The 24,796-nt window shown below is 66.9% G+C and carries 2 protein-coding genes (1 of these 2 only partly in view); both read right to left on the reverse strand.

The window, feature by feature from the left end; all coding sequences use genetic code 11:
• The gene (locus tag V5F23_RS18940; protein ID WP_338496062.1) at positions 1-15,039 is read right to left on the reverse strand and encodes a non-ribosomal peptide synthase/polyketide synthase; all 15,039 of its coding nucleotides are present in this window, start codon (positions 15,037-15,039) and stop codon (positions 1-3) included.
• Positions 15,039-24,796, reverse strand: partial view of a non-ribosomal peptide synthase/polyketide synthase gene (locus V5F23_RS18945; RefSeq protein WP_338496065.1) — the 3' portion only. The gene runs 2,584 nt beyond the window's last position; the window shows 9,758 of its 12,342 coding nt (coding positions 2,585-12,342); its start codon lies off the right edge, out of view; the stop codon is at positions 15,039-15,041. Before V5F23_RS18945 ends, V5F23_RS18940 begins: the two co-directional genes overlap by 1 nt.

Consider the following 24,796-nt stretch of genomic DNA (forward strand, 5'->3'; position numbering starts at 1 on the left):
TCAGGACAAGACTTCTGATTCAACGATCTCGGCAAGGATTTCTTCAGCCCTGGCCAGGAACCGTTCATCCCGGGGAATCTGGAAGTGACCGCAGTCGATCCGCTCACCCTGCACCGGCTGCCCCACCTGCGCAGCCAGTTCCAGCCCTTCGGCTTCGCGCCCCGGCGTCCACCAGCACGTCGGTTCCACCGCCACCGTCGGGCACCGGTCCAGTTGCAGCGACAGGTGCTTGAGGTGGCGGGCGACGCAAAAGACATGGGCCAGCTCATCGGCACCCAAGGCCAGGTAGGTGGAGGCAACGCCCTCGCCGGCCATCGCCGTCGCCAGCAACGCGCGCAGGTTCGTCACCGTTTCCTCGCCCTCGATCAACTGCGGCAACCTGGCGTCGGGCAACGTCACCCGCACGAAATCCCGCAGGTCGACGCGCCAGTCATCCACTGCGTGGCGATCCACCGCGGCCGAAGGCACGAAGCTGTCGACCAGGCCGACGAACTCGACCTGCTGCCCTTCGCGCTCCAGTTGCGCGGCCATCAACAAGGCCAGGGTGCCGCCCAGGGACCACCCCAGCAGCGAATAAGGCCCTTGCGGTTGCCGTGCGCGGATCTGGGCCACGTAGGCGCTGGCCATCGCCGGCAGCGATGCGTCGCGCCACGCCGGATCCAGCAGCATCGCCGACTGCACTGCCAGCACCTGGCGCACACCGCTCAAGCGCCGCGCCAGCGGTTCATAGTCGAACACCGTGCCAAACCCGGCATGGATGCAGAACAGCGGTGCCGTGCCACGCACCTCGGCGTTCATCGCCAACACAGTGGAAGGCGTCGAGGCTTGGCCCTGCAAACCCGCCACCAACTGGGCAATGGTCGGTTTCTGCATCAGGTCGCGCAGCTTAAGGTTCAAGCCCTGGGCCTTGAGCCCCCGACTGCGGGCCACCACTTGCAGGCTGAGGATCGAGTCACCGCCCAGTTCGAAGAAGTGATCGGTCACCCCGACCCGCTCGACTTTCAGCACGTCCTGCCAGATCTCCACCAGGGCTTTTTCAAGCGCGCTGTCCGGTGCCACGTAGCCCTGGCGCGCCGGATCGGCGCCCGGCGCCGGCAGTGCCTTGCGGTCGAGCTTGCCGTTGGGTGTCAGCGGCAGGCGTTCGAGCAGCATCAGGTGGGCCGGCACCATGTAGTCCGGCAGGCTCGCCTTGAGCTGTTCGCGCAGGCCCTCGCACCACTCCCCGGTCGATGTCGAATCGACGGGCAGCACGTAGCCGACCAATTGCTTGCCGCTGGCGCCGTCACGCGCCACCACCGCCGCGTCACGCACCCCTGGCAGTTGCTTGAGGCGGGCCTCGATTTCCCCCGGTTCGATACGGAAGCCCCGGATCTTCACTTGCTGGTCGATACGGCCCAGGTAGTCAAGGGTGCCATCCTCGCGTTGTCGCACCAGGTCGCCGGTGCGATACAGGCGGGCACCGGCGCCGCCGAATGGATCGGCGACAAAGCGTTCGGCCGTGCCGCCGGCGCGCCCCAGGTAACCCCGGGCCAACGCCCCGCCCAGGTACAACTCGCCCGCCACGCCGACCGGCAGGCGATTGAGGTCGTGGTCCAGCACGTAGCCACAACGCTGGCCGACGAGCGTGCCGATGGGAGCATACGCCGCGCCGCACGTCTGCTCGGCGCCCGCCTTCCAGATCAGCGGCGTGACCACGGTTTCGGTCGGACCGTAGCCGTTGATGATGTAGCGCGGCTTGAGGGCCCGCCTGGCCAGCTCGAAACTCGCTTGCGGCACCGCATCGCCACCGAAGCAGTAGACCCGCACCGGCGGTGGGTTGCCCTGTTGCTCGGCGTGCTCGGCCAGTTGCTGCAAATACACCGGCGGGAACGCCGCCACCGTCACGCCATGCTCATGCATGGCGTTGAAGGTCTGCTCGGCAGTCCAGAGGCTGTCGTCGCGGATCAGCAACCGCGCACCATGGGTCATCGGGGTCAGCCAACGCTCATGGGCACCGTCGAAGGCGAACGACATGAAGTGCAACTCGCAATCGGCCGTGCTCATTTCATAACGCTGGCCGATGGCCTGGCAGTGCATCGCCAAGGCACCATGGCCCACGCCCACGCCCTTGGGCAAACCGGTGGAGCCGGAGGTGTAGATCACGTAGGCAAGGTTTTCCGGCTGCACCGTCACCTGGGGCGCCGTGCCCGGCAGGTCGTCGAGGTTCAGACGGTCCAGCGCCAGCACATGAAGATTGGCCCGGGTCGGCAATACGGCGTCCAGGCGCGAGTCGCTGAGCAACAGGGCAATGCCCGAATCGTCCATCAGGTAACTCAGGCGCTCCCGTGGATAAGTGGCATCCAGCGGCACGTAGGCACCGCCCGCCTTGAGCACCGCCAGCAAGGCGACAATCATCTGCTCGCTGCGGGGCAAGGCCACGCCGACCCGCACGTCCGGCCCGACCCCTTCGGCTATCAGGGCGTGGGCCAGGCGATTGGCCCGGGCCTCGATCTGGCCGTAGCTGAACCGCTGGCCGTCGAAGATGACCGCCGTCTGCTCACTGTCGCGGGCAGCCCATTGGCCGATGCGCACGTGCACTGGCACTGACGCCGGCGATGGCTCGGCCGCCGGAGCCGCCAGTGCCTGCCCGGTGACCAGGCCGAGACGGCCCAGGGGCCGTGCGGCGTCCTCGCACAGCGCCGCCAACAGCCCTTCCATGTTGGCGCGGATGCCTTCCACCGTGGCACGGTCGAAATGCTCGCGCAGGAACATGTATTCGATCACCAGCCCGTCTTCGAGGGTGACCATCAGGTCCATCGGGAAGTTGGTCAGGCCGGCAGCGCTGCTCTCGCCAAACTTCAACGAGTCATCGCGCCACTCGCGCAGCGCCTGGTCGATGGGGTGGTTCTCGAACACGATGATGCTGTCGAACAGCGATTGCCCGGCGCGCCCGGCCCAGCGCTGGACGTCGGTCAGCGGCGTGTATTCGCGCTCGCGCATGTCCAGGTTGTAGTCCTGCAGGTCGCGCAACCACGGCCCCACCGGTTGCTCGGCGCACACCTGCTTGATCACCGGCAGGGTGTTGATGAACAACCCCAGGATCGATTCCGACGCCGGCAGGCTGGCGGGGCGGCCGGCCACCGTGGCACCGAACGCCACGCAACGCTGGCCGCTGTAGCGACTGAGCAGCACCAGCCAGGCGCCTTGCACCAGGGTATTGAGGGTGACTTGCTGGTCCCTGGCAAACGCCTTGAGCTGTTCGGTCCGGGCTTCGCCCAGGCGGCTGTAGAGCGCTTCATGCCCCCTGCCCTGACCTTCTTCTTTGCGCGGCACGGCGTCGGCCAGGTAGGTCGGTTCGTCGAGCTCGGCCAGGTGCCGGCGCCAGAAACGTTCCCCGCCGCTGGCATCCTGCTGGGCGAGCCAGTTGATGTAGTGACGGTACGGCACCGCCTCGGGCAGATCGCGCCCCGAGTAGAGGCTGAGCACCTCACCGATCAACTGAGAGCTGCTCCAGCCGTCGATCAGGATGTGGTGGTAGGTCCAGATCAGTTGATAGCTGTCCGCGCCGATCCGCACCAGCAGCAGGCGCTGCAACGGTGGGCGATCCAGGTCGAAGCCCCGGGCCCGTTCACGGTCGGCCAAATGTTGCAGGGCCTGGGCCGAAACGTCCTGCTCGCGCCAGTCCAGCAGGCTGATGGGCAACGGCGCATCGGCGAGGACGAACTGCAACGGCTCGGCCATGTCCTGCCAGAGAAAACCGCTGCGCAGGATGTCATGACGCCGGCTCACCGCCTCCCAGGCAGCCTGGAAACGCGCCGGCTCCAGGCCCTGGACCGGGATGCTCAACTGGTTGATATACAGGTCGGCTTCCGGCGAATTCAAGCCGAGGAACAACATGCCCTGTTGCATCGGGGACAGACGGTACAACCCGTCCAACTGCCCTTGCGGCAGCGGCAACTGGCGCACCTGCTGCTCGGTCAGGCCGTGCAGCGGCATGTCCACCAGGGCGCTGGCCGCCGAAGTGACAGGTTCCGCCGACATGATCCGCTCGGCCAGTTGGCGGACGGTGGGGTGCTGGAAGATGTCTTTCGGGCTCAGGTCGATGCCCTGTTCACGGGCGCGGCTGACCACCTGGATCGAGATGATCGAGTCAGCGCCCAGGTTGAAGAAATTATCCGTGACGCCAACGGATTCGACGCCCAACACGCCCTGCCAGATCTGCACCAGCGTGCGCTCGGTGACATTGGCCGGCGCCACGTGCTCTGCGGCGGCCAGCTCCAAGGCCGGCAGGCGCTTGCGGTCGAGCTTGCCGTTGGGGCTCAGCGGCATCTGCGCCAGCCATACGCGGTGTGCCGGGACCATGTAGTCCGGCAGGCTTTCCCCCAGCCAGGCGTCGAGTTGCCCATTGAGTGGGGGATGGCGTGCCGGCTCGGCCGGATCGACGGCCACCAGGTAGGCCACCAGTTGCTGGCTGCCCGCTACGTCACACGCCACGACGACCGCTTCACGCACCGCCGCATGGGCCATCAGCCGCGCCTCGATTTCCCCCAGCTCGATGCGCAGGCCGCGCAACTTGACCTGGTGGTCGATACGGCCGACGTACTCGATCACCCCGTCGGCGCGATACCGCGCCAGGTCACCGGTGCGGTACAGGCGCTGGCCGCCGCCCAACGGGCTGGCGACAAAACGCTCGGCGCTCAGGCCCGGCCGACGGTGGTAACCCCGGGCCAGGCCCACGCCGCCCAGGTACAACTCGCCGGCCACGCCGACCGGCAACGGGTTCAGGCCGCTGTCGAGGATATGGGTCGACAGGTTGGCAATCGGCTGGCCGATGGGCACGCTGTCGCGGCCTTCTTCGCGGCAGGTCCAATGGGTGACGTCGATGGCCGCCTCGGTCGGGCCGTACAGGTTGTACAACCCGGCCCCCGGCAGCTTGGCGAACACCTGCACCTGCACCTGCACCGGCAGTGCCTCACCGCTGCAAACGATGCGGGTCAGGCTGGTGCAACGCTGGACGTCGGCAGCCTGCAAGAACGCCTGGAGCATCGACGGCACGAAGTGCAGCGTGCTGACCTGCTCGCGCTCGATCAACTCAATCAGCCGCGCCGGATCCCGATGAGCCCCGGGCGCCGCGACCACCAGCCGCGCACCGACCATCAGCGGCCAGAAGAACTCCCACACCGACACGTCGAAACTGAACGGGGTCTTCTGCAAGACCGTGTCCGCCGGCGTCAGCCCGTAGGCCTGTTGCATCCACACCAACCGATTGACCAGCGCCCGGTGGGCATTACCGGCGCCCTTGGGCTGGCCGGTGGAACCGGAGGTGTAGATCACGTAGGCCAGGTTCTCCGGCTGCACCGCCACCTCGGGGTTCGCCCTGGGGTAAGCATCGAAGGCCTCGCCCGCGGGTGTCAGGCACAGGCTTGGCAAGCCCTGGGGCAGCGGCAAGGCGTCGAGCACCTGCGGCTGGGTCAGCAGCAGGCCGATGCCGCTGTCCTGGATCATATAGCCGAGCCGCTCACGCGGGTACTCCGGGTCCAGCGGCACATAGGCGCCGCCGGCCTTGAGGATCCCCAGCAGGCCGACCACCATTTCCAGGCTGCGCTCCATCGCGATGCCGACCAGCGTGTCCGGCCCGACCTGACGCTCGATCAGCGCGTGGGCCAGTTGGTTGGCCCGTTCGTTGAGCTGGCGGTAGTCCAGTGCCTGGTCGCCGAACACCAGGGCAATGGCGTCGGGCGTGCGCAGGGCCTGGGCCTCGATCAGACGGTGCACGCCCTGGTCCAGGGCGAACGGCTGGGCAGTCGCGTTCCACTGTTCGATCACTTGCACCTGCGCACTGTCCAGCAACGCCAGTTCGCCCAAGGTCGTCTCGGTCGACTGGGTCATTTGCCGCAGCAGGTTGCCCAACAGGCTGCTCAACTGCTCGACCACGCCCTCGGCGAACGCTTCGCGTCGATAGCTGTACTGCAACGCCAGGGTCTCACCGGCGTTGACCACCACAGTCAGCGGGTAGTTGGTTTGTTCGTGATTCTGGATGTGGCTGAAGCGCAGTTGCCCGGGGGCGCCCCGCTCTAGCGCCTGGGACACCGGGTAGTTCTCGAACACCAGGATGTTGTCGAACAACGCCTCACCGTTCTGGCCGGCCCAGCGCTGGATGTCGAACAACGGCGTGTGCTCATGTTCACGCAGCGCCAGGTTCTGCGCCTGGACACTCTGCAACCACTGGCCCACGGTCTGCGCCGGCAGCGGGCTGGCGATCACCGGCAAGGTGTTGATGAACAGGCCAATCTGCTGCTCGACCCCGGCCAGTTCGGTCGGACGGCCGGCCACGGTGGCACCGAACGCCACGGTCTGCTGCCCGGTCAGGCGTTGCAGCAACAACAGCCACGCGGCCTGGACCAAGGTGTTGAGGGTGACCTTCTGCTGGCGGGCGAACTCACTCAACAGGCGCGTCTGCAGCGCATCGATCAGTTGATGACGCTCGCCATGGCCCTCACGCGGCTGATCGTCGGCGGGCCGCTGGATCGCGTGGGCCAGGCGTGTCGGCTCTTGCAGGTCGGCCAGTTGGCTGGCCCACCAGGCCTGGCTGAGCTGCGGATCCTGGCGCTGCAACCAGTCGATGTAGTCGCGATAGCGCCCCGCCGTGGCCGGCACCGGCTGGCCGGCGTAGCGCTGCAACACTTCGCCCAGCAGCTGCGAGTTGCTCCAACCGTCCATCAGGATGTGGTGGTTGGTGTAGATCAGGTGGCAACGCCGCTCATCCAGTTGCACCACCGTCATGCGCAGCAACGGCCCCTGGGTCAGGTCGAAGCCCCGGGCCTGTTCGGTCTCGGCCAGTGCGTCGAGGCCGGCGTGGGTGTCGCCGCGCTCACGCCAGTCGAGCACGGTGAACGGCATCGCCAGTTGCTTGTGCACCACTTGCACGGCCCGCTCCAGCCCTTGCCAGACGAAGCTGGTGCGCAGGATGTCGTGGCCCTCCACGGCGGCCTGCCAGGCCTGCTGGAAGCGTTGCGGGTCCAGGTCTTCGACGTCGAGGCGCACCTGGTTGATGTAGTCGCCGGCGGCATGTTCATAGAGGCTGTGGAACAGCATGCCCTGCTGCATCGCCGACAGCGGGTAGACATCGACCACCTGCCGCGCCGGCATCGGCAACCCGTCGAGCTGCGCCTGGGTCAGGCCGGCCAGGGGGAAATCCGATGGCGTCAGGCCGACGCTGCCAGGCTTCATGCAATGGCCGATCAACAGCGCCAACTCCTGGGCGTACTCGTCCGCCAGGCGTTCGAGGGTCGCAGGGTGGAAGCGCTCGCGGCTGAAGTTCCAGGCAATGCTCAGTTCGCCGCCATAGACCTGGCCGTTGAGGGTCAGCCAGTTGCCCATCGGCGCATCGGCGCTCTGGTCGAGGCCGGCGTTTTCCTGGGCCGGAGTGAACAACGCGCCGTCATCGCCGGCGAAACTGCCGTCGAACTGGCCGAGGTAGTTGAAGGTGATGCGCGGCGTGGGCAGGTTGGCAAAAGCTTGCCGGGTGGACGCATCGCCGAAGTGGCGCAGCACGCCAAAGCCGATGCCCTTGTTCGGGATCGAGCGCAACTGTTCCTTGATCTGCTTGATCGATTCGCCCGGCCCATCCAGCGGGGTCAGGCACACCGGGAACAGGCTGGTGAACCAGCCCACTGTGCGCGTCAGGTCGATGTCGTCGAACAGCGCTTCGCGGCCGTGGCCCTCCAGTTGGATCAGCACCGAAGGTTGCCCGGTCCAGCGCCCGATCACCCGCGCCAGCGCGGTCAACAGCAGGTCGTTGACCTGGGTGCGGTAGGCGCTCGGCGCCTCTTGCAGCAGTTGGCGGGTCAGGTTCGCATCGAGGCGAGTCATGACCGTGGCTTGCAGCCGGTTCTGCTGGCCGGCGTCGAGACGCTCGCACGGCAGGTCGTTGCCGCAGGCACCCAGGCCGTCCAGCCAGTACGCCCGCTCCTGCTGCAACGCCGGGCTGGCGGCGTAGCTCTGCAACCGTTCGCTCCAGTCCTTGAAGGCATGGGTCTTGACCGGCAGTTTCAAGGCTTGGCCCTGGTGCACCTGTTGATAAGCGTTTTGCAGGTCTTCCAGCAGAATGCGCCAGGACACGCCGTCCACCACCAGGTGATGAATCACCAGCAACAGACGCTGGCTGCCGTCGGCAAGGTTGGCCAGCACCGCCCGCAGCAGCGGGCCGTCTTGCAGGTCAAGGCTGCGCTGGGCCCGGTTGCCCAACGTTTCCAGTTCCGCGCTGTCGGCCACGTCGGCCTGCCACAGCCAATCGTCGGATGGCTGCTCAAGGGGTCGATACACCGCCACCCAGCCGGATGGCTGCTGGGTAAAGCCCAGGCGCAGCGCGTCGTGGTGATTGACCAGGGCACGCAGCACCTGTTCGAGCTTGTCCGCCTCCAGGGCGATGCGAGGCTTGAGCAGCACCGACTGGTTCCAGTGATGACGCGTGGGGATCGCCTCGTCGAAGAATTGCTGCTGGATCGGCAGCAGCAACGCCGGCCCCTCGACCGGTTGCTGGTCAATCCCGGCCTGATCGTCCTCCAGCGTCGCCACCAGGGCCAGGCGCCGCACGCTCTGGTGCTGGAACAGGTCTTTGGGGCTGAGGCGAATACCGGCCTGGCGGGCACGGCTGACCACCTGGATCGAGATGATCGAGTCGCCGCCCAGCTCGAAGAAGTTGTCGTCCAGGCCCACTTGCGGCCGTTTCAACACCTCTTGCCAGAGGCTTGCCAGACGCTGCTCCAGCTCGCTTTGCGGGGCCTGGTAAGCCTGCGTCACGGTGCCGGTGTCCGGCGACGGCAATGCATTGCGGTTGAGCTTGCCGTTGGCGGTCAGCGGCAGTTGCTCCAGCAGCACCAGGTGCGCCGGCAGCATGTGCTCGGGCAAGGTCGCCCGGAGTTCGGCGCGCACTGCATCGCGCCACTGGCCTTGGCGCGACGGGTCGCCCGCCAAGGTGGCGTCGGTCGGCACTAGGTAGGCCACCAACTGCGGCCCGCTCAGGCCGGGTACCGCCAGCACGGCCGCGGCACGGATCGACGCCAATGCCAGGAGCCGGGCTTCGATTTCCCCCAGTTCGATGCGGAAGCCGCGGATCTTCACCTGATGGTCGATACGCCCGACGTATTCGATCATGCCATCGGCGCGGCAGCGCGCCAGGTCGCCGGTGCGATACAGCCGGCCACCCTCGCCGCCGAACGGGTCGGGGACAAAGCGCAGGCAGGTCAGGTCGGCACGGTTCAGGTAGCCCCGCGCCAGGCCCGCGCGGCCGATGTACAACTCGCCGATGCACCCGGCGGCCACCGGGTTCAGGTCGCCGTCGAGCAAGTACCACGACAGGTCGCCAATCGGCTCGCCGATCGGGCTGCTGACGTCGCGCTGCAAATCGGCTTCGCCCAGCGGACGGTAGGTCACGTGGACCGTGGTCTCGGTGATGCCGTACATGTTGATCAGTCGCGGCGCGCGGTCGCCGAAGCGCTCGAACCATGGCCGCAGGTGCTTGACGTCCAGCGCCTCGCCGCCGAACACCACATAACGCAGCGCCAGGGCTTGCGCATCCGTGGCTGAGGCGCAAGCCACCTGCATCAGCGGCTTGAACGCCGACGGGGTCTGGTTCAGCACGGTGACGCCTTCGCGGCAGAGCAAGGCATGAAACTCTTCCGGCGAACGGCTGGTGTCGTACGGCACCACCACCAACCGGCCGCCGTACAGCAACGCACCGAAGATTTCCCAGACCGAGAAGTCGAACGCAAAGGAATGGAACAGGGTCCAGACGTCATGTGCGCCAAACTCGAACCACTGCGCGGTGGCCTCGAACAACCGCAGCACATTGTGATGAGCCAGCAACGTGCCCTTCGGCTGCCCGGTGGAACCGGAGGTGTAGATCACGTAGGCCAGGTTGTCCGCAGACATGGCCACGCCCGGGTTGGCGTCGCTGTAGCCGAGCGGGTCCTCATCCACCCGCAGGCAGCGCACGCTGTCGGGCACCGGCAAACGGTCGAGCACCTGGGCCTGGGTCACCAGCAGCCCGATCCCGCTGTCGGCGATCATGTAGGCCAGGCGTTCCTCGGGGTAGCTGGGGTCCAGCGGCACATAGGCGCCGCCGGCCTTGAGGATGGCCAACAGCCCCACCACCAGTTCCAGGCCGCGCGCCATGCCCAGCCCGACGCGCACGTCCGGCCCGACACCGGCCTCGATCAGCCGATGGGCCAGGCGATTGGCCCGGGCGTTGAGCTGGTGATAGCTCAGGTGCTGGTCCAAATGACTCAACGCAATGGCGTCGGGGGCTCGCAGGGCCTGGGCCTCGATCCGCTGGTGCAGGCATTCATGGCTCGGGAAATCCGCCCGTTGCGGGTTCCACAGGCCCAACATGGCCTGCTGTTCGGCAGCATCGAGCAGCGGCACCTGGCTGATGCGTTGTCCACAGTCGGCGACCAGCGCCTGGAGCAGGTTCGTCCAGTGCCGGCCCATGCGTTCGATGGTCGCGGCCTCGAACAGGTCGGTGGCGTAAGTCAGTTCGGCCCAGAGCTGGTCCGCCGATTCGTAGGTGTCCAGGGTCAGGTCGAACTTGGCGGTGTCGCTGTCCCAGGTCAGGGCCTGGACATCGACGTGCGCCAATTGCGCCACCGAACCGCGGGGCTGGCGCGCCTGGTGGTTGTGCAACACCTGGAACAGCGGACTGTGGCTGAGGCTGCGCTCCGGTTGCAGCGCGTCCACCAGTTGTTCGAACGGCAAGTCCTGGTGGGCCTGGGCCCCGAGCACGTTGTCGCGCACCTGCTGCAACAGGCTACGCAGGCTTTGCTGGCTGTCGATGTCGGCCTTGAGCACCTGGGTGTTGACGAAGAAGCCGATCAGCCCTTCGGTTTCGACCCGGTTACGGTTGGCCACGGGCACGCCAACGCGAATGTCGGCCTGGCCGCTGTAGCGATGCAACAGGGTCTGGAACGCCGCCAGCAACACCACGAACAAGGTGACGTTTTCCCGCTGGGCCAGTTGCTTGAGGTCGGCGGCCAGGGAGGCACTCAAGGGCACTTGCAAGCGTGCGCCGCGATGGCTTTGTTCGGCCGGTCGCGGCCGGTCGGTGGGCAATTCCAGCAACGGTGGGTTATCACCCAGGCGTTGGGTCCAGTAGCTCAACTGACGCTCGCGCTCACCGGCGTCCATCCAATGTCGCTGCCACGCGGCATAGTCGGCGTACTGCACCGCCAGCGCTGCCGAAGCCGGTGCCTGGCCGGTGCTGAAGGCAGCGTAGGTGTCCATCAGCTCATCGACCATGACCTGCATCGACCAGCCATCGGAGACGATGTGGTGCTGGGTCAGCACCAGCACGTGGTCCTCAGCCGCCAGACGCATCAGCGTGACCCGCATCAGCGGGCCCTGGTGCAGATCGAACAGGCCGCGGGTTTCTTCCGCCACCCGCATCAAGAGCGCCGCGTCGTCGAGGTCGGCGGGCAACGTCTGCACAGTGATGTCCAGCGAAGCAACAGGGTCGACGGTCTGCCACGCCTGCCCATCGTGCTCGACGAAGCGCGTGCGCAAGGATTCGTGACGGGCCAGCAGCGCATCGAAACTGCGCTGCAACGCCGGCAGGTCCAGCGCCCCGCGCAGGCGCAACGCCGCCGGGATGTGATAGGCGGTGCTAGTGGGCTCCAGTTGCCAGAGAAACCATTGGCGCTCCTGGGCATACGACAACGGCATCAACGGCTGTCGCGGCAACGCCACCAGCGGCGGCTCCCGATGCGCTTGCTCCACGCCCAGGGCCGCGACGAAATCCCTGAGCACGCTGTGTTCGAACAAGGTGCGCAGCGGCACCTGGACCTTCAACGCCTGGCGCACCCGGGTCATCACCTGGGTGACCAGCAACGAGTGGCCACCGAGTTCGAAGAAGTGGTCGTCCAAGCCCACCCGCTCAAGCTTGAGCACGTCTTGCCAGATGCCGGCCACGATGTGCTGGGTGGCGCTGCGGGGGGCCGCGTAAGTGCCTTGCGACGGGCTGGCTTGCGGGGCCGGCAGCGCCTTGCGATCGACCTTGCCGTTGGGGGTCAGCGGCAGGTTCGCGAGGAACACCAGGTGCGCCGGAACCATGTATTCCGGCAACTGCGCCTTCAACGCGGCCTTGATGTCGTTGCGCAGCGCCTGTTGGTTTTGCGCATCCGGCATGGCCTGGTCACGGGGCACCACATAGCCCACCAGTTGCGCACCGGTCGCCCCTTCGTGGGCCACCACCACGCTTTCACGCACCTGGGCGAGGGCCAGCAGCGCCGCCTCGATTTCGCCCAGTTCGATGCGCAGGCCACGGATCTTCACCTGATGGTCGATGCGGCCGATGTACTCGACCACGCCTTCGGCCCGATACCGGGTCAGGTCACCGGTGCGGTACAGGCGCGCGCCGGTGCGGGAGAATGGGTCCGGCACGAAGCGCTCCGCCGTCAGGGCCGGGCGCTGGAAATAGCCGCGGGCCAGGCCGTCGCCGCCGATCAGCAACTCACCGGGAGCGCCGGGCGGGTTGAGCGCCAGATCGCTGCCGACGACGTACAGCGCGGTGTTGTCCAGGGGGGTGCCGAGGAACGGCCGGCTGTTGTCCAGGCTCAGCGGATGCACGGCCGACCAGATCGTGGTCTCGGTCGGGCCGTAGAGGTTCCAGACCTTCGGCGACAGGGCCAGCAGCCGTTGCGCCAACGCCAGCGGCAAGGCTTCGCCGCCGCACAGCAAGGTGCGTCCGGCCAGTCGTGCCGCGTGTTCATGGTCCAGCAACATGCGCCAGCTCGATGGCGTGGCTTGCAGCACCGTCACAGCGTGGCGCTCGACCAGCGCCAGCACCGCTTGCGGGTCCTGGTGAACATGCTGCCCGGTCAACACGACGCAGGCCCCGGCGGACAACGGCCCGTAGATTTCCAGGCCAAAGATATCGAACGAAAACGTCGTCAGCGACAGCATGCGGTCACTGGCGTCCAGGCCCGGCCGGGCGATCATGCTGCTGATGAAATTGCCCAGCGCGCCATGGCGCACCATCACGCCCTTGGGCTTGCCGGTGGATCCGGAGGTGTAGATCACGTAGGCCAGGTGCTCGGCATTCAGCGACACTACCGGACAGGTGTGCGGAGCCTGCTGCAACGCCGCGTCGGGCTGGTCGAGCAACAACGTCGGCAAGCCAGCCGGAATCGGCAGCACGCCTTGCAGGCGGGCCTGGGTCAACAGCAACCGCAAGCCACTGTCCTCGATCATGTAGGCCAGGCGATCCTCGGGGTACGCCGGGTCCAGGGGCACGTAGGCGCCCCCGGCCTTGAGGATCGCCAGCATGCCGACAATCATCTCGGCGCTGCGCTCCACCGCGATGCCCACCGGCTGGTCGGGCGTCACGCCCAGCGCAATCAGCCGATGGGCGAGCTGGTTGGCGCGCGCCTCCAGTTGACCGTAGGTCAGGACCTGCTCTTCGACGATCAGGGCGACCGCCTCCGGCGTGCGGCGTGCCTGTTCGGCGATGCGCTGGTGCACGCAGGCGGCGTCGCCATGCTCGACCGTGCGCAACCAATCCTGCCGGGCCACTTGCTGCTGGGCCGCATCGAGCAACGGCAGTTCGCCGATGCGTTGCTGCGGCGCCTCGACGATGCCGCGCAACAGGTTCAGCCAGTGCCCGGCCAGGCGCTCGATGGTCCGGGCGTCGAACAGGTCGGTGGCATAGGTCAGTTCGGCGGCAACGCCTTGCTCGGTTTCATAGGTGCCCAGGGTCAGGTCGAACTGAGCGGTGCGCCCTTCCCACACCAGATCCTCGATGCTCAGTTGCGGCAGTTGCCGTTGCCGGGCCTGTTCTGCGCTGGCGCTCTGGTGGTTGAACATGACCTGGAAGATCGGGCTGTGGCTGAGGCTGCGCTCCGGTTGCAGGGCTTCGATCAATTGCTCGAACGGCAGGTCCTGGTGCGCCTGGGCGGCCAGGGCCGACTGCTTGACCTGGTCGAGCAGCCGGTCGAACGGCAACTGCCCGTCGACCTCGGCACTGAGCACCTGGGTGTTGACGAAGAAACCGATCAGGCCTTCGGTCTCGACCCGGTTGCGGTTGGCCACCGGCACGCCGACGCGAATCTGCGACTGGCCGCTGTAGCGGTGCAGCAACGCCTGGAACGAGGCCAGCAGCACCATGAACAGGCTGGCCCCTTCACGCTGGGCCAACTGCTTGAGGGCCGCGCCCAGCGCGGGTGGCAGGTCCAGGTCCAGACGGGCGCCGCGAAAGCTTTGCACGGGCGGGCGTGGCCGATCGAGGGGCAGCTCCAGTACAGGCTGTTCACCGCCCAGGGTCTCGACCCAGTAGGCCAGTTGCCGCTCACGCTCACCGGCCTCGAGCCAGTGCCGCTGCCAGATCGCGTAGTCGGCGTATTGCACCGGCAGTTCCGGCAACGCCAGGGCCGCATCGGCACCGTCGGCGGCCGTGAGGAACGCATAGTGGCGCACCAGTTCATCCACCAGCACCTGCATCGACCAGCCATCGGAAATGATGTGATGCTGGATCAACACCAGCACATGGTCGTCCTCGCCGACTTCCAACAGCGACATCCGCAGCAATGGCCCCTGGCGCAGATCGAAGGGACGCGCGGTTTCATCTTCGACGAAAGCCTTGATGCGCTCGTCCTCGCTGGCCGGCGCACCGCCCGCCAATGACTCGATCGCAATGCGCAGCGACAGGTGCGGGTGGATCACCTGCACAGTCTGCTCGCCGTGTTCGATGAAGGTGGTGCGCAGGCTCTCGTGGCGCTCGACCACGGCGTTGAAGCTGCGCTCCAGGGCCGGAACGTCGAGGCGGCCCTTGAGGCGCAAGGCCGTGGGGATGTGATACGCCGGGCTGTGGGGGTCCATCTGCCACAGGAACCACTGGCGCTCCTGGGCGTAGGACAGCGCGATGTGCTCGAACCCGGAACGCACCTCGGGAATCGGCAGGTTGGCCGGCGAGACGCCCTCTTCGAGCATCTTCTCCAGGTACAGCCTGCGTTTGTCCAGCGGCAGAGTGATAAAGCGCTTGGCAATCCTCAAAGCAACACTCTTGTCCATCAGACTTCCTCCATTTCATCAAGCAGGGCTTCCAGCTTGTTCAGTTTCTGTTCATTGATTGGCCCGTCCGCGGTGTCCAGTTGCGCGACAAACGCCTTGAGGACGGGGTGCTGGAAAATCAGTTGGGGGGTCAGGCTCAGCCCCAGTTCGAGGGCCATGCGCGAGACGGCATTGACCGCCAGCAGCGAATGGCCGCCCAACTCGAAGAAGTGATCGTCGCGGCCAACACGCTCCACCGTGAGCACCTGGGCCCAAATCGCGGCCACCTGCTGTTCGAGTGCGCTGGCCGGCGCGACATAACCGGCCTGGGACAGGCCAGCGTCCACCGCCGGCAACGCCTTGCGGTCGAGCTTGCCGTTGGGGGTCAGGGGCAGTTGGTCGAGGAACAGCAGGTGGGCCGGGATCATGTAGTCGGGCAAATGGGCCTTGAGTTGATCGCGCAAGCTGCGCGCCTGCTCGCTGGCGTCCCGGTCGAGTGCCGGGACGACCACGTAGGCCACCAGTTGCGGGCCGCCCGGAGCGTCCTGGGACAACACCGCCACTTCGCGCACCTGGGGTTGCTGCTGCAGCCGCGCTTCGATTTCCCTCAGCTCGATGCGGAACCCGCGGATCTTCACCTGATGGTCGATACGGCCCAGATATTCGAGCACGCCATCGACGCGATAACGGCACAGGTCGCCGGTGCGATACAACCGCTCGCCCGCAGTGGAAAACGGATGGGGCACGTACTTCTCGGCGGTCAGCGCAGCCCGACCCAGGTAACCCCGGGTGATGCCTGCGCCGCTGAGGTACAGTTCCGCCGAAACACCTTGGGGCACCGCTTGCAGGTCGGCATCCAGCAGGTAACTGGCGGTGTGCTTGAGCGGGCGGCCGATGTTCGCCGTGCCACCGACGGTGCGCCGGGTCCAGGTGGAATAGGTGGTGTCCTCAGAGGGGCCGTAGAGGTCGTAGACATGCTCAAGGGTCGGCGACTCATACAGCGCCTCCACCAGGCTTTGCTTCAGCGGCTCTCCCGCCAGGTTGATGATCCGCACACTGGCCGGAATCTCACCGCTGCGCTGCAACGCGGCAATCGCCGACGGCACCGTGTTGATCAAACGCACCTGATCCCGGGCCGGCAGTTGCGGCAGCTCCAGCGCATTGCGGGCGATGATCAGCGAGCCACCGTTGGCCAGGGTCACGAACAGCTCCCACACCGACAAGTCGAAGCACACCGAGGTGGACGCCAGCACACCCTGGATATCTTCGCGACGGTACACCGCGCGCGACCAATCGATCAGCGCCAGCACGTTGCGATGAGCAATCGCCACGCCTTTGGGCAGGCCGGTGGAGCCGCTGGTGTAGATCACATAGGCCAGGTTGTCCGGGGTCACGCCGGTGTGGGGGGCAGCGAGGGAATAACCGTCCAGGTCGAGGCGGTCGAGCATCAGCACCGCCGTCGCCTCAGGCACCGACAAGGTCGCCGCCACTGCCTGTTCAGTCAGCAGTACCCGCGCACGGCTGTCGTCGAGCATGTAAGCCACGCGCTCGGCCGGGTAATCCGGATCGAGAGGCACGTAAGCACCACCGGCCTTGAGCACCGCCAGCAAGGCGATCAGCAACTGCTCGGAACGCGGCATCGCGACGCCGACGCGGACTTCCGGGCCAACGCCCAATTCGATGAGCTTGTGGGCCAGGCGATTGGCACGGCCATCCAGCTCGCTGTAGCTCAGTGACGTGTGGGCGAAGGTCACGGCCAAGGCATCCGGCGTGGCTGCCGCCTGGCGGGCGATCGCCTGGTGAATGCACAGGCTGTGCTCGAACGACCCGTCGACCGGGTTCCAGTCGTGGATCAGGCGTTGGTACTCGTCGGCTTCGAGCAGTGTCAGCTCAGCCAGCCGGCGCTCGCCGCCATCGACCATCTGCGCCAACAGTTGCGCCAGGTGCGCGGCCAGTCGCGTGACGGCGGCCGGCTCGAAACTCGAGCGCTGGTAACTCAGGTGCACCGACAGTTGCCGCTCCAGGCTCACCAACAGCGTCAGCGGGTAGCTGGTTTGCTCCCGGGTGGCCGCCGGGCCGAAGCGCAAGCCGTCCGGCGCGCCCTGTTCCAGGGCCTGGGCAATCGGGTAGTTCTCGAACACCAGCAGGCTGTCGAACAACGCTTCACCGCCCTGCCCGGCCCAGCGCTGGATGTCCAGCAACGCCGTGTGCTCGAATTCGCGCAGGGCCAGGTTCTGCTCTTGCACCGCGTGCAGCCAACTGTCCAGGGTCTGCTCGGCCCGTGGGCTGGCGATCACCGGCAGGGTGTTGATGAACAGGCCTATTTGCTGCTCGATGCCGGGCAACTGCGCCGCACGCCCGGCCACGGTGGCGCCGAAGGCCACGGTGTCCTTGCCGGTGTAACGCTGCAACAGCAGCAGCCAGGCGGCCTGCACCAGTGTATTGACGGTGACTTTCGAGGCGCGGGCAAAGGCCTCCAGGCGCCGGGTCAGCGCTTCGTCCAGGCCATGCACGTGATCGCCATACCCCGTCTCATCCATCGCCGGTTTTGCCAGCACCTCGGCCAGCCGGGTCGGCGTCTCCAGGCGGCGCAGGGCCGGCGTCCAGAACGCCTCGCTGGCCGTCACGGCCTGGCGTTGCAGCCAGGCGATGTAATCGCGGTAGCGGCTGACCGGCACGGGCACGTCCTGGCCGCTGTAGCGTTGCAGCACTTCGCCGAGCAATTGCGAGTTGCTCCAGCCGTCCATGAGGATGTGGTGATGGCTGTAGATCAGGTGATAGCGCTGTGCGTCGAGGCGCACGATCGCCAGCCGCAGCAGCGCCGGCGCGCCCAGGTCCAGTTGCCGGCGTTCGGCCTCGGCCAGGGCCGCCACGGTTTCATCGCGCTGCGGATCGTTGCGCAAGTCGTGCAGGCAGTAAGGCAATGCCAGGTGTTTGCTGACCACCTGCACCGGATCAGGCAGGTCGCCTTGCCAGACGAAACGCGTGCGCAGGATGTCATGGGCGTCCACTGCCGCCTGCCATGCCTGGTGGAAGCGGTCCGGGTCCAGGCCTTCGACGTCCAGGCGCAACTGGTTGATGTAGGCGCCGCTGGCCTGGCCATAGACGCTGTGGAACAGCATGCCCTGTTGCATCGGCGACAACGGATAGAGGTCGGCGATCTGCGCCGCCGCCATCGGCAGGCCGTCCAGTTGTCGCTGGTCCAGGCGAGCCAGCGGGAAGTCCGACGGCGTGACGCCGCCATGGGTGCCGTCACAGCAATGCTCGATCAGCCCTTGCAGCTCCCGGGCGTAGTCATCGGCCAGGGCCTGCACGGTGGCCGCGTCGAACTGCTCGCGGCTGAAGGTCCAGCCCAGGTTCAGTTCGCCGCCGAACACCTGGCCGTTGAGGGCAAGGGTGTTGGACAACGGCGCATCGGCGTGCAACTCGTCGCCGGCGCCTTCGCTGGCCGGCACGAACAAGGCCCCGTGCGCCTCATCGAAACTGGCGTCGAACTGGCCCAAGTAATTGAAGGTCAGGCCCGGCGTGGGCAGCCCGGCCAGGCAGGCTTGCGCCGTGGCATCCCCTAGTTGAGCCAGGGCCCCGAAGCCCAGGCCCTTGTTCGGGATCGAGCGCAGTTGCTCCTTGACCTGTTTCAGTGAATCCCCCAGGTCCGCCGTCGGCGTCAGTCGGGCCGGGTACAGGCTGGTGAACCAGCCGACGGTACGGGTCAGGTCGACGTCGGCGAACACCGCTTCGCGGCCATGGCCTTCGAGCTGGATCAATGCGCTGTCGGTGCCGGTCCAGCGCACCATCACCCGGGCCAACGCGGTCAGCAGCAGATCGTTGACCTGGGTGCGATACGCCTTGGGCGCGTCCTGCAGCAATTGGCGGGTCAGCGCCGCATCGAGGCGGGTACGCACGGTGAGGGCAAGGCGGTTCTGCCGTCCGCCCTGGGGGTTGTCCAGCGGCAACCGGCCGTCAGCACCGTCGAGGTGCGCCTGCCAGAACGCCAGTTCCTCCTGTAATGCGGCACTGCGGGCGTAGCCTTGCAAACGGTCGGCCCAGGCTTGTGCCGAGGTGGTTTTTGCCGGCAGTTGCAGCGCCTGGCCGGCAGACAATTGGCGGTAGGTGCTCTGCAGGTCTTCCAGCACAATCCGCCACGACACACCGTCCACCACCAGGTGATGGATCGCCAGCAGCACGCGCTGGCTGCCATCGGCGAGGGTCGCCAGCGCGGCCCGCAACAACGGCCCGGCTTGCAGGTCCAGGCTGCGTTGCACTTCGTTGGCCAGGTGTTCCAACGCCGCGGCATCGGCCACCTCCGCCACCCACAGCAGACCCTCGGGCTGCTGGGCCAGCGACCGATAGCTGGCCTGCCAACCTTTGCCGTCATCGACAAAGCTCAAGCGCAGGCCGTCGTGATGCACCACCAGGGCGTCCAGGGCCTGCTCCAGCGCACGGGCGTCCAGAAGCTGGGTCGGCTTGAGCAACACCGACTGGTTCCAGTGCTGGCGCTCGGGGATCGCCTCCTGGAAAAACAGCCGCTGCACCGGCAGCAGCGTCAGCTCGCCGGTCACCGGTCCCTGGTCGACCCCTTGCGCGGTTTCGCCCTGGCGCGCCATCGCGGCCAACGCTTCGATGGTCTGGTGCTGGAACAAATCCTTGGGCGTGAAGTGAATCCCGAGCTGGCGGGCGCGGCTGACCACCTGGATCGAAACGATGGAATCGCCACCCAGCTCGAAGAAATTGTCCCGCAGGCCCACCTGCCCCAGCTTGAGCACGTCCTGCCAGATGGACGCCAATTGCTGTTCCAGCAGGCTGCGCGGCGCCACGTAGGCGTGTTGCAGTTGGCTGACGTCGGGCTTGGGCAGGTTCTTGCGATCGAGCTTGCCGTTGGGGGTCAGCGGCAGGCGTTCGAGCACCAGCAGATAGGCCGGGACCATGTGCGCCGGCAGGCTCGCCTTGAGCTGCGCGCGCAGGTGTTCGGCGAACGCTTCGTCCCGAGGGGCTGGCGCGTCGGCGACCACGTAGGCAACCAGGCGTTTGCCGCTGCCGGCGGTGCCTTCCTGGGCCACCACGACCGCCTCGCGCACGCCGGCCAACGCTTGCAGGCGGGCTTCGACCTCGCCCAGCTCGATACGGAAGCCGCGGATCTTCACCTGGTTGTCGATACGATCCAGGTAATCGAAGGTCCCGTCGGCGCGCTGGCGCACCAGGTCACCGGTGCGGTACAGCAGGCCGCCGCGGCCACCAAACGGATCGGCGACAAAGCGCTCGGCGGTCAGGCCCGGACGGTTCAGGTAACCCCGGGCCAGCCCGCTGCCGCCCAGGTACAGCTCACCGGCCAGGCCTTGGGGCAACAGGTTCAGGTCGGCGTCCAGCACGTAGGCGCTGCGATCGCCGATGCGGCTGCCGATGGGCGCGTAAGCGGCGCCACAGCTCACCTCGCGGCCGGCCTTCCAGATCAGCGGCGTGACCACGGTTTCGGTCGGGCCGTAGCCGTTGATGATGCAGTCCGGGTCCAGGGCGCGCTTGACCCGCTCGAAACTGGCGTTGGGCACCGCGTCGCCGCCGAAGCAGTAGATGCGCACCTTCGGTGGGTTGCCTTCGCGCTCAGCGTGTTCGGCCAACTGTTGCAGGTACACCGGCGGGAACGCCACCACCGTCACGCCGTGTTCACGCATGGCGTTGTAGGTCTGCTCCGGGGTCCACAGGCTGTCGTCGCGAACCAGCAGCGAAGCGCCGTGGGTCAGGCTGGTGAGCCAGCGTTCATGGGCGCCGTCGAAGGCGAAGGACATGAAGTGGAACTCGCAATCGCTGGCCAGCATCTCATAGCGCTCGCCGATGGCCTGGCAGTGCATCGCCAGCGGACCATGGGCCACGCTCACCCCTTTGGGGTTGCCGGTGGAACCGGAGGTGTAGATCACGTAGGCAAGGCTTTGCGGATCGATGGACACGACAGGGGCGTCCATCGGTTGCCGGCTCAGGTCGAGGCCATCGAGTTCCAGCACCTGGGCGACGCCTTCGAGGGGCAGTTGCGCCGACACCCGGGAATCGGTGAGCAACAGCGCCAGCCCGCAATCCTCGATCAGGTAGGCCAGGCGCTCACGGGGATAACCGGTGTCCAGCGGCACATAGGCAGCACCGGCCTTGAGCACCGCCAGCAGTGCGACGATCACCCCTTCGCTGCGCGGCAAGGCAACGCCGACCCGGCTTTCCGGGCCGACGCCACGAGCCATCAAGGCATGGGCCAATTGGTTCGCCCGGCGATCGATGTCGCCGTAGCTGAACGATTCGCCGTCGAACTTCACCGCCGTACGCTGCGGGCTCAACGCGGCCCACTGGGCGATGCGCTGGTGCACGGCGACGTCGGTCGGGTACGGCTGTGGCGCATTGGCCGCCAATTGTCGGGCCTGCTCTTCGGCGCTGACCAGGGCAATGTCCCCCAGTTGGCGCACGGCTGACTCGGCGAAGCGCTCCAGCAGATGCACCAGTTGGGCGGCGATGCCCTCGATGGCGGCCAGGCTGAACTGCATGCGGTCGAAACACAGGTGCAACGCCAGCGTCTGGCCGAGGGTCACGGCCACGCTCAACGGATAATGGGTCTGCTCCAGGTGGCTGACCTCGCCGAACACCACACCGTCTTCGGCACCTTGTTGCAGGGCCTGGGCAATCGGGTAGTTCTCGAACACCAGGATGTTGTCGAACAGTGCCTCGCCGCCCTGCCCGGCCCAGCGCTGGAGATCGGCCAGGGGCGTGTGCTCGTATTCACGCAGGCTCAGGTTCTGCGCCTGCACGGCTTGCAACCAGGCCGCGACCGACTGGTCCGGGCGCGGCGCGGCGATCACCGGCAAAGTGTTGATGAACAGGCCGACCTGCTGCTCGATGCCCGGCAGTTCCATCGGACGTCCGGCCACGGTGGCGCCGAAGGCCACGCTGGCATGGCCGGTGTAGCGCTGCAGCAGCAACAGCCACGCCGCCTGCACCAGGGTGTTGAGGGTGACTTTCTGCGCGCGGGCGAATTGTTCCAGGGCCTGGGTTCGCGGGGCATCCAGGGTCAGGTAATGATCGCCATGACCACTCTCGGCTTCAGCGCCGGGCAGCACCCGCGCCAACCGCGTCGGCTCTTGCAAGGTGGCCAGTTGCGCCGTCCAGAACGCTTCACTCTGGTGCGCGTCCTGGCGTTGCAGCCAGGCGATGTAGTCGCGATAGCGTCCGCCACTGGCCACGACTGGGCGAGCGCTGTAGCGCTGGAGCACTTCACCCAGCAATTGGACGTTGCTCCAGCCGTCCATCAGGATGTGGTGATGGGTGTAGATCAGGTGCCAACGATCGGCAGCGGTCTGCACCAGCACCAGGCGCAGCAACGGCGCCTGGGCCAGGTCGAGACCCTCCCGGCGTTCGGCTTCGGCGCGTTCATCCAGGGCATCGGCCAGCCGCTCGTGCCCGCGCCAGTCGAGGTGCGTGAACGGCAATTGGACCTGGCGCAGGACGATCTGCACCGGCTGTTCGAGGTCACCCTGCCAGGCAAAGCCGCTGCGCAGGATGTCGTGGGCCTGGAGCGTGGCCTGCCAGGCCTGGCGAAACCGTTGCGGATCGATGCCGTGCACGTCCACCCGCAACTGGTTGATGTACGCCCCCGCCGTCTGCTCGTACAGGCTGTGGAATAACAAGCCCTGCTGCATCGGCGAGAGCGGGTAGAGATCGTCCAGTTGCCCGGCGTCCACCGGCAGGCTGTCGAGCTGCGCCTGGGTGAGGCGCGCCAGGGGGAAGTCCGACGGGGTCGCTTGCGGCGCTTGCAGGCCACAGCAATGCTCGATCAGCGCGCTCAGCTCGGCGCGATACGCCGCCGCAAGGGTTTCGATGGTCTGGTGCTTGAACATTCGCTCGCTGAAGCCCCAGTTCAGCGTCAGCTCGCCACCGTAGACCTGGCCTTCGACCGTCAGCCAGTTCGCCAGCGGCGCGCGGGCATGCTGGGCGGCGCCGCTGCCTTCGCTGGACGGCACGAACAGCGCGCCGTCGTCGAACTGACGGTCGAACTGGCCCAGGTAGTTGAACGTGATGCGCGGCGCCGCCAGGGCCGCCAGCTCGGCGCGCACCGCCGGTTCGCCCAGATAGCGCAGCACGCCATAACCCAGGCCCTTGTCCGGCACGGCGCGCAGTTGCTCCTTGATGGCCTTGAGCGAGGCGCCCAGTTCGGCGGCCGGTCGCAGGCTGACCGGGAACAGGCTGGTGAACCAGCCGACGGTGCGGGTCAGGTCAACGCCGTCGAACAGGTCTTCGCGGCCATGCCCTTCCAGTTGGATCAGCGCGTGGTCCTGACCGGTCCAACGGCACAGAGTGCGCGCCAGGGCGGTCAGCAACAGGTCGTTGACCTGAGTACGGTAGGCCTTGGGGGCCTGTTGCAGCAGTTGGCGCGTCTGTTCGGCGTCCAGCTTCACCTGGACCTTGCGCTCGTCGCGAGCCTGCAGGGCCACCTGCGGGTAGTCACACGGCAAGTCATTGCCGGTGCCCGCCTGGGCACGCCAGTAGTCGAGGCTGTGCATGAACCGGTCGAGGTCGCCGTGCAGCCGGCTCGACCACGCCCCGTAGGCGCTGGTCCTCGCGGGCGCCTGGAGCGGCTGGCCGGCGTGTAGCTGGGCGTAGAAACGTTGCAGGTCGTCCAACAGCACGCGCCAGGAAACACCGTCCACCACCAAGTGATGGATCGCCAGCAACAAGCGCTGACTGCCGTCGGCCATGTCCACCAGCAACGCCCGCATCAATGGCCCGTCTTCCAGGTCCAGGCTGCGCTGGGCGTCATCACACAGGGCGTTGAGCTGTTCCACCGAGCTCGCCTGGCGTTGCCACAATAGGCTGGCCGCCGACGGTTCGGCATAGGCCTGCTGCCACTGGCCATTCATCTGGGTGAAACGCAGGCGCAAGGCGTCGTGATGCCCCGCCAGGTGAGTCAGGGCCATGTCCAGTGCAGGTGCGTCGAGCCATTGGCTCGGCACCAGCAACAGCGACTGGTTCCAGTGTTGGCGTTCGGGGATGTCACGCTCGAAGAACCAATGCTGCACCGGAGTCAACGGCACCACGCCCGTGGCCGGGCCCTGCTCGACCACTTGCTGGTCGCCCGCGCCTGCCACCTGCGCCAGGCTACGCAGGGTCTGATGTTGAAACAGCGCCTTGGGGTTGAGCGTGATCCCGGCTTGCCGCGCGCGGCTGACCACTTGCATGGAGACGATGGAGTCGCCGCCCAACTCGAAGAAGTTGTCGTCCAGGCCGATCTCGGCGAGGTTCAGCACCGACTGCCAGATCGCTGCCAGGGCTTTCTCAACGGGGCTGCGCGGCGCCACGAACGCGCGCTGCTGGTCGCTGCCGTCCACGGCTGGCAGCGCCTTGCGGTCGAGTTTGCCGTTGGGGGTCAGCGGCAGGCGTTCCAGGAACACCAGGTACGTCGGCACCATGTAGTCGGGCAAGTGTTCGCGCAAGGCAACCTTGAGGGTTTCGCGCAGGTGCACCTGGGCTTCGGCCTGGGTCAGCACGGCAGCGTCGCTCGGCACGATGAACGCCGCCAGTTGCTGGCCCTGCTCGCTGTCCTGGGCCAGCACCGCCAGCTCGCGCACCTGGGGCTGCTGCAACAGCCGCGCTTCGATCTCCCCCAGCTCGATGCGGAACCCGCGGATCTTCACCTGATGGTCGATACGGCCCTGGTATTCGAGCACGCCATCGACGCGATAACGGCACAGGTCGCCGGTGCGATACAACCGCTCGCCCGCAGTGGAAAACGGATGGGGCACGTACTTCTCGG

Origin of the sequence: Pseudomonas sp. WP18 (assembly GCF_036689585.1) — a bacterium.
In the GTDB taxonomy this organism is placed as follows: domain Bacteria; phylum Pseudomonadota; class Gammaproteobacteria; order Pseudomonadales; family Pseudomonadaceae; genus Aquipseudomonas; species Aquipseudomonas chlororaphis_E.